Source organism: Corallococcus sp. CA047B (genome assembly GCF_003612065.1).
Taxonomy (GTDB): domain Bacteria; phylum Myxococcota; class Myxococcia; order Myxococcales; family Myxococcaceae; genus Corallococcus; species Corallococcus praedator.
The window spans coordinates 1-1,758 of sequence record NZ_RAWD01000630.1 but is presented as its reverse complement, the minus strand read 5'-3'; the positions used below and the strand labels follow the sequence as shown (position 1 = coordinate 1,758).

The following is a 1,758-nucleotide window of genomic DNA, read 5'->3' as shown; positions in this document are numbered from 1 at the left end:
GGCACGCCCGGTCCACGCCCTCCGCCGCGCCCGACACCACCCCCACACCCGCCTCCGAAACCTTCCGGGCGAACGTGCGGGCGAACGGCAGGAAGCCCTGGTCGGGGTGACGGCTGCCCACCATCGCCAGGCGCCGCCGGGGCGGTCCAGGCTCACCCCGGTAGAACAAGAGCGGCGGCGCGTCCTCCAGCCCCACCAGCCGGGCGGGATGGGCCGGCGAGCCCGCGAAGGCCACCCGGATGCCCGCCACGTCGCAGGCGGACTCCACGCGCGAGGCCACGTCGTCCAGCGAAGCGACGGCCGCCAGGCGCTGACGGACGGGTGCGGGCACCGGAACGTCGGACACCCAGTCCCGAACCGGGGCGGACGCGAGGCGGGCCAGCTCCCCTCCAGCGAACGCACGCACGGCGGCCAACGTCCGGGGCCCCAGGCCAGGGATGGCCCAGAGCGCCAGGCAGGCGCGGCGTTCTGCGGTGGGTGTGCCCGTGTCGGTCTCTGTCATGCCCGTCCCCCGCCTGTTTCCCACCTATATAGAGGTGGACCGGGAGGGGCGTGACACATAACACCGGAACATCGGTGGTCAAGCGGCCCGCCCCTCCAGGGCGGGCCGGAATGCAGCTTTCCTGCCGTTCGGAGGCCCGCGCCTAGCGGCTGGCGGTGGGGGCCCCGTCCTTGCGCATGGTGGCGCGGTCGCCCGCGGAGATCTCCACCAGGGACCGGGTGAGGAGGCAGTTGGAGGTGCGCTCACGCACTTCCGTGACCATGCACTGGGCCACGCCCTCCCACGGGTAGACGCGCTGGCCCTTCTTGACCTCGCCCGGCTTGGTATCGCTGCGGCCGAGCACGTCGAGGCTGGGGTCGCCCTTGCGCTCGATGGTGAAGATGTTGCCCACCTGCACGCCGTCCGCGGTGCCGCGGTCCACGACGATGAAGTGGTGCTCGCCCATCAGCGTCTGGCCCGGCGTCATCGGCGTCAGCACGTAGCCGGGGATCTCCTTGGAGTTCGGCTTGGGAGCGACGCGCTCCGACAGCCGCTCGCTGGAGGGGCCCACGTAGTTGCCACGCTCGATGGGGTCCCAGGTCTCCATGATGCGCGCGGTCACCACGTCATCGTTGATGGCGGTGACCTGCACCGTGCCCAAGAGCTCCGTGAGGAAGCCCGCCTTGGCGCCCGTCACCGGGTGCTTCACCGGCTCCACGGTGTGGAAGATGACGTAGCGGTCACCGACCTTGGCGGCGCCCTTCTTCTTGAAGCGCAGGTACACGCGCTCCGGGGCCGACAGCATCAGCGCCTCGGAGGGGGAGCCCTCGATGCGGCCCGCCTCGTCCAGCTCGCGCGCCGTCACGAAGCCCTTGGTCGTCACCGGCCGGGACGTGGACGGGTCGTAGCCGATCTTCCCCACCACCGACACCAGGCTGCCGCCGCTCACGTCCTGGGGCGCCTGCACGTCGTCGGAAGGAAGGTCGCCGGCCTCCACGCGCGACGGGACTTCCTCGCCGCCGGGGAAGAACTTCACGTTGTTGCCCGGGTAGATCCAGTGCGGGTTGGCGATCTGCGGGTTGTAGGACCAGACCTTGGGCCAGTACCAGGGGCTGCCCAGGTAGCGCTGGGACAGGTCCCACAGCGTGTCGCCACCCTCCACCGTGTGCACCTGACCGGGGGCGCTTTCGCGGCCCTGGGGGGCACCGGGGGGCACCGTGACGGCGGTGGGGCGCTCCGGCGCGTCGTCGGAGATGTCCTCGCCGTCCGTCTCACCG

The 1,758-nt window shown here is 71.7% G+C and carries 2 protein-coding genes; both read right to left on the bottom strand.

Going from position 1 to position 1,758, the window contains the following annotated elements; translation table 11 throughout:
- On the bottom strand, window positions 1–502 hold a 502-nt coding region (locus tag D7X74_RS41770), incomplete at its 3' end, for a DNA-processing protein DprA (RefSeq protein WP_199742022.1).
- Between the two features lie 142 nt (window positions 503–644).
- Window positions 645–1,758, bottom strand: a 1,114-nt coding sequence (locus D7X74_RS41765; RefSeq protein ID WP_233602489.1) for a LysM peptidoglycan-binding domain-containing protein, incomplete at its 5' end; no start/stop codon positions are given.